Below are 6,307 nucleotides of genomic sequence, written 5' to 3'. Positions count from 1 at the left end.
TACTCACCCGTTCGCCACTAATCCCCGGCCGAAACCGGATCATCGTTCGACTTGCATGTGTTAAGCACGCCGCCAGCGTTCGTCCTGAGCCAGGATCAAACTCTCCGTAAATGCATACAAAAGAATGCAGCACTACAGAACGAGTCTGCCTCGCTACTGCTGTGTCACTACATCAAACACTTGGCATCAATTACTTGGCACACTGTTGAGTTCTCAAAGAACGGACACTACCTTCAAAACCCTCACCGGGCTTCTCCGGGCGTTTCCCTTCGGTGTTCCATAACCGTAGCGGATTGTCCCGGCGGCGCAAAATCCGGCCACCCGCCGAAAAGAACCGGGCATGCCGATTCAACCCCGACGAAAGGGAGTCGATCACACTACGAGTAGATGGGACGAGCCGCCCCTCAGGGACGGCCACCGTCGCACTCCAGAACCGAACCGGCTCCGTGGCAACCCGAAGAACTTTACGGATCCATGGCGTCCTTGTCAAGCAGCGTCGCGCTGGTCCCGGCCATGGTCAGGTCCACCTGCCCCTCCAGCGTACCTCCGCGATACGGTGGGGGGCGTGACAGCACGTACATGTACCCAGCAGTGGTGGGCCGCCTGAGGGCGGCCGAACCTCGGGTGCGTGTGTGCGCACGACTTCAACGGTCGCCGGTTCGGCGGCCGTTTCGCGTAGCTCTCTCGCTCGCCGGCCGGCGATACGGCGGTCACCGGCAGCGGACGAGAGGGACGACGACGATGACGGCGTACGGATCGCGGGGCTCGCGGGGCTCGCGGGTGCGGATCTTCAGCGGGGTCAAGCCGACCGGGCATCTGACGCTCGGGAACTACCTGGGTGCCGTGCGGCGCTGGGTCGAGGTGGATCAGCATCAGGCCGAGGCGCTGTTCTGCGTCGTCGACCTGCATGCCATGACCGTGTCGTACGACCCCGCGCGGCTGCGGCGGCTCAGTCGGCAGGCCGCGCAGTTGCTGCTGGCCGCCGGGCTCGATCCCGAGGTGTGCACGGTCTACCTGCAAAGTCACGTGGACGAGCATGCGCGGCTGTCGTACCTGCTGGAGTGCACGGCCGTGGACGGGGAGATGCGGCGGATGATCCAGTACAGGGAGCGCTCCGCGCGTGAGCGGGCCAAGGGCGGGAGCGTGCGGCTGTCGCTGCTGACGTATCCCGTGCTCATGGCCGCCGACATCCTCGCTTTCGACACCGACCAGGTCCCCGTCGGCGACGACCAGGCCCAGCACGTTGAGCTGGCGCGGGATCTGGCGCAGCGGTTCAACCAGCGCTACGGGCGGGTGTTCACCGTGCCGCGGGTCACCCGGCCGTCCGTTGCCGCGCGGGTGATGAACCTGCAGGATCCGGCGTCGAAGATGGGCAAGTCCGACGACGGGGTCGCCGCGCAGGCGGGCATCGTGCACCTCCTCGACGAGCCCGACACCGTGCGGCGGAAGGTGATGCGGGCCGTGACGGACAGCGGGAGTGAGGTGGCGTACGACCGGGAGGCGCAGCCCGGGGTGACGAATCTGCTGGAGATCCTGGCCGCGTGCACCGGGGGGAAGCCCGCGGAGCTGGCGGGCGAGTACGCGTCGTACGGGCAGCTCAAGCGGGATACCGCCGAGGCCGTGGTGGAGGTGCTGCGGCCGGTGCGGGAGCGGCATGCGGAGCTGAGTGCCGATCCCGCGTACGTCGAGGGCGTGCTGCGGCGCGGGGCGGAGCGGGCGCGGGGGATGGCGCGTCCGCGGGTGGACGCGGCGTATGACGCGGCCGGGTTGCTGCCCGCCTTCGGATCGTGACGCTGCCGGCGTGGGGCGGGACGGCTACGGGTCGGCGTTGACCTTGTCCTTGTGGGAGAGGCGGCCGTCGGTGAAGCAGAGGCGGTAGGACGGGTCGAGGGTGAAGGGGGTGGTGCGGTAGAGGACGCAGTCGTCGGTGCCGGGTGGGTCGGCGGGGGCGGCGTCGGGACGGGTGTTGACGTCGGCCTCGTAGGCGGGGAGCCGGCGCTCGACGTCCTCGCGGGGCTGGCCGATGCGGAACGTGTCGTACGTGTCGGCGTCGAGGACGGCGCGGTGGGAGGTGTAGAGGTTGACGCCGAAGAGGAGCACGCCGAGGACGACGGTGCCGACGACGGGGATCCAGATCGCGTCGAGGATGCCGCGCCGTACCCGGCGGCGGGCGGCGGCCAGCTCGCGGCGGGCGGCGTACTCGCGCGGTGGGGCGGGGGCGGCGCCCGGGGTGAGGGGGAGGCGGGCGGTGACGGCGAAGCCGTCGTCCACAGGCTGTGCACGGAGGGTGCCGCCGGCCAGGCGGACGCGCTCGTCGAGGCCGACGAGGCCGTAGCCGCCCGGGGTCGGTGACACGTTCGGGGCGTGCGCGGCGCCCGGTGGTGGCGGGCCGTTGACGACGGTGACCTCGATGTTCTCCGCTGCGGGGTCGTGGCTGAGGCGAATGGTCACGGGGGCGCCCGGGGCGTGCTTGGCGGCGTTGGTCAGGGCTTCCTGGACGACGCGGTGGATCGCCCGGTCGGCCACCGGGGGGAGGGGGGTGGCCGGTTCCGCGTCGCGTACCAGCTCCACCTGCATCCCCGACGCCGCCGCCCGCCTGACCAGCTCCTCCACCCTGTCGTCCGCCGGGTGCACCGGCGCGCCCTCGTCGTCCTCGCGCAGCACGCCGATGACCTCGCGCAGCCGCTCGGTGGCCGTCGCCGCGGCCTCGCGCAGCTCGGCGGCCTCCTTGCGGGCGGCGGCGTCGAGGCCCGGGGAGACCTGGAGGGCCGCGGCGCGTACGGCGATCAGGGTCAGTTCGTGGCCGAGGGAGTCGTGCATGTCGCCGGCGATACGGGAGCGCTCGCGCAGCCGGGTGCGGTCGGCGGTCAGCTCCTGCTCGCGCTCCAGCCGCTCGGCCAGCTCCCAGCCGGTGCTCACGAGCGCGGAGTGCTGGCGCGCGTACCGGCCGAGCAGCCACGGCAGCACCATCGCGAAGAGCACCGTGAGCACGAGCGTCCCCCAGCCGGCGAACGTCGCGTCGGGGACCGCGCGGGTGAGCACGAGGCCGGCGGCGGCGATCGCGCCGAAGAGCAGAAGCGCGCGCCGCGGGCGGTCCGTGCGACGGCCGAGGAGGAAGGAGAGGGTGACCTGGGCGAGGACGAAGTGGTTGGTGAACAGCTCGGGCGTCGCGGTCAGCGCCAGCCCGGCGGGGATCGTGGCGGCGAGCGCGGGGCGGGTGCGGCTGACGGCGACTGCCAGGGCGAGGAGGGGGACGGCGGCGGCACGTATCCAGTGCAGGTCGATGCCGGCGGCCTGCTCGACGCCGGGGAGGCCGCCGGCGGTGACGGCGGGGAGGGTCAGGACCAGCCAGAGGAGCAGGTCGGCGGCGCGTTCGCTGCGCAGGACGCGGCGGAGCGCGGGGAGCCGGGTGGGGCGCCGGGGGCCGGGGTGGTCGTCGGCGGGGTGGTCGCCGCGGGGGTTTTCGTCTGGGGAGCGGTCTTCTGCGGGGCGGCTCGGGCTGAGGCGGTCGGGCAGCGTGCGACGCAGGGTGCCGGGCAGCCGGTCGGTGCCGGTCATGCGGCCACGGTACGGCGGGCGGGGGGCGGCGGGCACCTGACGAAAGTCAGGGGAAGGCCCTGGCTTCCGTGCACGGCGGCGCGCGGGCGGCGTTCCTAGCGTCTACGGCATGAATGACGCGATCATCCATGCCGTCGAGGACGTGGTCAGCACCCCGTGGGTGTACCTGGCGCTCTTCGGCATCGCCGCGCTGGACGGCTTCTTCCCCGTGGTGCCGAGCGAGACTCTGGTGATCACGCTGGGGGTGTTCGCCGCGGCCGACGGGCAGCCGGACGCGGTGCTCGTGGCCGCGGTGGCGGCCCTGGGGGCGCTGACCGGCGACCATGTCTCGTACGCCCTCGGCCGGCGGGCCGGGCCGCGGATCTTCGACAAGCTGCGGCCGGGGAGCCGGGCGCAGCGGGCGTACGAGCGGGTGGGCCGGATGCTGGCGGAGCGGGGCGGGCTGGTGCTGGTCGTGGCGCGCTACATTCCGGGCGGCCGGACGGCGGCCACGCTCACGACGGGGGCGACGGGCTTTCCGCGCCGGACGTTCACGCGGTACGCGGTCGTCGCGGCCGTGACCTGGGCGGCGTACGGGACGACGCTCGGCTACGCCGGCGGCGCGGCCTTCGAGGAGGAGCCGCTGCGGGGGGTGGCGCTGGGGCTGGGCCTCGCGTTCGGCATCACGCTGCTGCACGAGGGGGTCCGGGCCCTCCGGCTGCGCCACGCGGGGCGCCCTGCGGGCGGCGGCGCGGCGCGCCCGGCGGGTGGCGGGACGGGCGGCGGCGGGTCGAAGGGCGGGGGCGGGGGCGGGGAGCCGGTCAACGGCCAGCCGGGCGGGGTGACGGACGCGGGCCGCGCGGCCTGAGCTGGGCGGGGCGCACCCTGGTGTACCGGCCCCTGCGGATGGTCCCGGTGGAGTGCGTGGCCCGCGGCTACCTGACGGGCTCAGGGCTCGCGGACTACCACGCGTCCGGCGCGGTCTGCGGCGTCGACCTGCCGCCGGGGCTGACCGACGCCTCCGCGCTGCCCGCGCCGGTCTTCACGCCGGCGACGAAGGCGGAGGTGGGGGCGGTGACGTCGTGGTGGTGGTCGGACCGGGGCTGCCGGGTCACCGCGAGCCCTGTGTCCGGTCCGCCCCTTCCTCCCCTTCCGCGCCGACCAGGCCCGCCTCGTAGGCGAGGATCGCTGCCTGGACGCGGTTTTTCAGTTCCAGCCGCGCCAGCACCTGGCTGACGTACGCCTTCACCGTGCCCTCCACCAGGTGCAGGCGTCCGGCTATCTCCGCGTTCGACAGTCCGGCGCCGACCAGCGCCAGCACCTCGCGCTCCCGCGGGGTGAGTGCGGCGGCGCGCTCGCGGGCCTCCTTCTCGCGGGTCAGCCGGCCGCCGCTGACGCGCTGGATGACGCGGCGGGCGACGTGGGGCGAGAGGTACGACGCGCCGCCGGCGGCGGCGCGGACGGCGGCCATCAGCTCGTACGGATCGCCGGACTTGAGCAGGAAGCCGGCCGCGCCGCTGTCGAGGGCGCCGGCGATGTACTCGTCCTCGGAGAACGTCGTGAGCATCACCACCGCCGTCCCCGGCGCGGCCCGGCGCAGTTCCGCGGCGGCGCCCAGGCCGTCGAGCACCGGCATGCGGATGTCGAGCAGGGCGACATCGGGGCGGTGCCGCCGGGTCAGCTCGACGGCCTCGCGGCCGTCGCCGGCCTCGGCGACGACCTCGATGTCGTCCGCGGCGGCGAGGATGGCCCGCACCCCGCCGCGGACCATGGCCTCGTCGTCGGCGAGCAGGACCCGGATCGGCCGGCCTCCGGGCGGGGGTGGGTCGTGGGGCTGCGTCATCGTGGGTCCTACCCGCGCCTGGCGCCGGGGGCGGGGCCCGTGCCCAGTTCTCTGCTGCGGTCGCGGGCCGCTTCGATCGCCGCGATCAGGGCTGCCCGTACGCCGTGGTTCTCCAGCTCGCGGATCGCACTGATCGTCGTACCCGCAGGGGACGTGACCGCCTCGCGGAGCTTGACCGGGTGCTCGCCGCTGTCGCGCAGCATGACCGCCGCGCCGATGGCGGCCTGCACGATGAGGTCGTGGGCCTTCTCGCGGGGCAGGCCCAGGAGGATCCCGGCGTCGGTCATGGCCTCGACGAGGTAGTAGAAATACGCCGGGCCGGAGCCGGACAGCGCCGTGGCGGCGTCCTGCTGTGCCTCGGGGACGCGCAGCGTCTTGCCGACGGGCTTGAAGATCTCCTCGGTCCGCACCAGGTGCTGCTCCACGGCGTGCTTTCCCGCGGAGATGACGCACATCCCCTCGTCCACGAGCACCGGTGTGTTCGGCATGACGCGCACCACCGGCGCGCCCTCCGGCAGCCGCTCCTCGAAGAAGGCCGTGGGGATGCCGGCCGCGGCGGAGACGACGAGCCGGTCCGCCGGCAGGTGCGGCGCCAGGTCCTCCAGGAGCGTGCCCATGTCCTGCGGTTTGACGGTGAGGATGAGGGTGTCGGCGCGCTTGGCGGCGTCGCCGTTCGAGACGGGCTCGACGCCGTAGCGATGGCGCAGCTCTTCCGCGCGGTCCGGGCGGCGTGCGGTCACGAGCAGGTCGTCGGGCGACCAGCCGGCGCGGATCATGCCGGAGAGCAGCGCCTCGCCGATCTTTCCGGCGCCGAGTACGGCGACTTTCTGGGTCATGCCGCCCATCCTCCCACCGCGCCCCGACGCCCCGCGAAGTTATCCACAGGGCGGGACGGGGCCGCAGGTCACGCCGTACGACGCGGGGTGC

Annotated in this window: 5 protein-coding genes, 1 rRNA gene and 1 pseudogene; 3 read left to right on the top strand and 4 right to left on the bottom strand. The window is 73.4% G+C overall.

Annotated elements, in window-relative coordinates:
• A 16S ribosomal RNA gene (locus B124_RS29500) occupies positions 1-111 on the bottom strand; the annotation flags it as partial.
• A gap of 630 nt (positions 112-741) precedes the next feature.
• Between B124_RS29500 and trpS the strand changes: the two genes are divergently transcribed.
• The gene (gene trpS, locus B124_RS29495; protein ID WP_496506039.1) at positions 742-1,791 is read left to right on the top strand and encodes a tryptophan--tRNA ligase; all 1,050 of its coding nucleotides are present in this window, start codon (positions 742-744) and stop codon (positions 1,789-1,791) included.
• Between the two features lie 24 nt (positions 1,792-1,815).
• Here trpS and B124_RS29490 read toward each other — a convergent pair whose 3' ends face one another.
• A complete protein-coding gene (locus B124_RS29490) occupies positions 1,816-3,558 on the bottom strand; it encodes a sensor histidine kinase (RefSeq protein ID WP_496506038.1) in 1,743 nt (580 codons plus the stop codon).
• A 109-nt stretch (positions 3,559-3,667) separates the two neighbouring features.
• Here B124_RS29490 and B124_RS29485 point away from each other — a divergent pair, with 109 nt between their 5' ends.
• Both B124_RS29485 and B124_RS29480 read left to right on the top strand, forming a co-directional pair.
• On the top strand, positions 3,668-4,405 hold the full coding sequence (locus B124_RS29485) for a DedA family protein (protein ID WP_496506037.1): 738 nt from the start codon (positions 3,668-3,670) through the stop codon (positions 4,403-4,405).
• Positions 4,406-4,407: 2 nt separating this feature from the next.
• A pseudogene (locus B124_RS29480) lies at positions 4,408-4,608 on the top strand (phosphoribosylaminoimidazolesuccinocarboxamide synthase); the annotation flags it as partial.
• Between the two features lie 40 nt (positions 4,609-4,648).
• Here the strand turns inward: B124_RS29480 and B124_RS29475 are convergent.
• Both B124_RS29475 and proC read right to left on the bottom strand, forming a co-directional pair.
• Positions 4,649-5,380 (bottom strand): response regulator, encoded by a 732-nt coding sequence (locus tag B124_RS29475; protein WP_496506036.1) that lies wholly within the window; start codon positions 5,378-5,380, stop codon positions 4,649-4,651.
• Positions 5,381-5,388: 8 nt separating this feature from the next.
• Positions 5,389-6,216: a pyrroline-5-carboxylate reductase gene (gene proC, locus B124_RS29470; RefSeq protein ID WP_496506035.1), complete on the bottom strand. Its 828-nt coding sequence runs from the start codon at positions 6,214-6,216 to the stop codon at positions 5,389-5,391.
• Positions 6,217-6,307: the final 91 nt, after the last annotated feature.

The sequence above is a fragment of the Streptomyces sp. CNP082 genome (genome assembly GCF_059570535.1).
Note: the sequence above shows the minus strand (reverse complement) of the source record. Positions and strands in the feature narration are given on the sequence as shown.

What these genes read in the sequence shown, in the direction of transcription:
- trpS (WP_496506039.1), top strand. Translation starts at nt 742, where the DNA reads ATGACGGCGTACGGATCGCGGGGCTCGCGGGGCTCGCGGGTGCGGATC.
- B124_RS29490 (WP_496506038.1), bottom strand. Translation starts at nt 3,558, where the DNA reads ATGACCGGCACCGACCGGCTGCCCGGCACCCTGCGTCGCACGCTGCCC.
- B124_RS29485 (WP_496506037.1), top strand. Translation starts at nt 3,668, where the DNA reads ATGAATGACGCGATCATCCATGCCGTCGAGGACGTGGTCAGCACCCCG.
- B124_RS29475 (WP_496506036.1), bottom strand. Translation starts at nt 5,380, where the DNA reads ATGACGCAGCCCCACGACCCACCCCCGCCCGGAGGCCGGCCGATCCGG.
- proC (WP_496506035.1), bottom strand. Translation starts at nt 6,216, where the DNA reads ATGACCCAGAAAGTCGCCGTACTCGGCGCCGGAAAGATCGGCGAGGCG.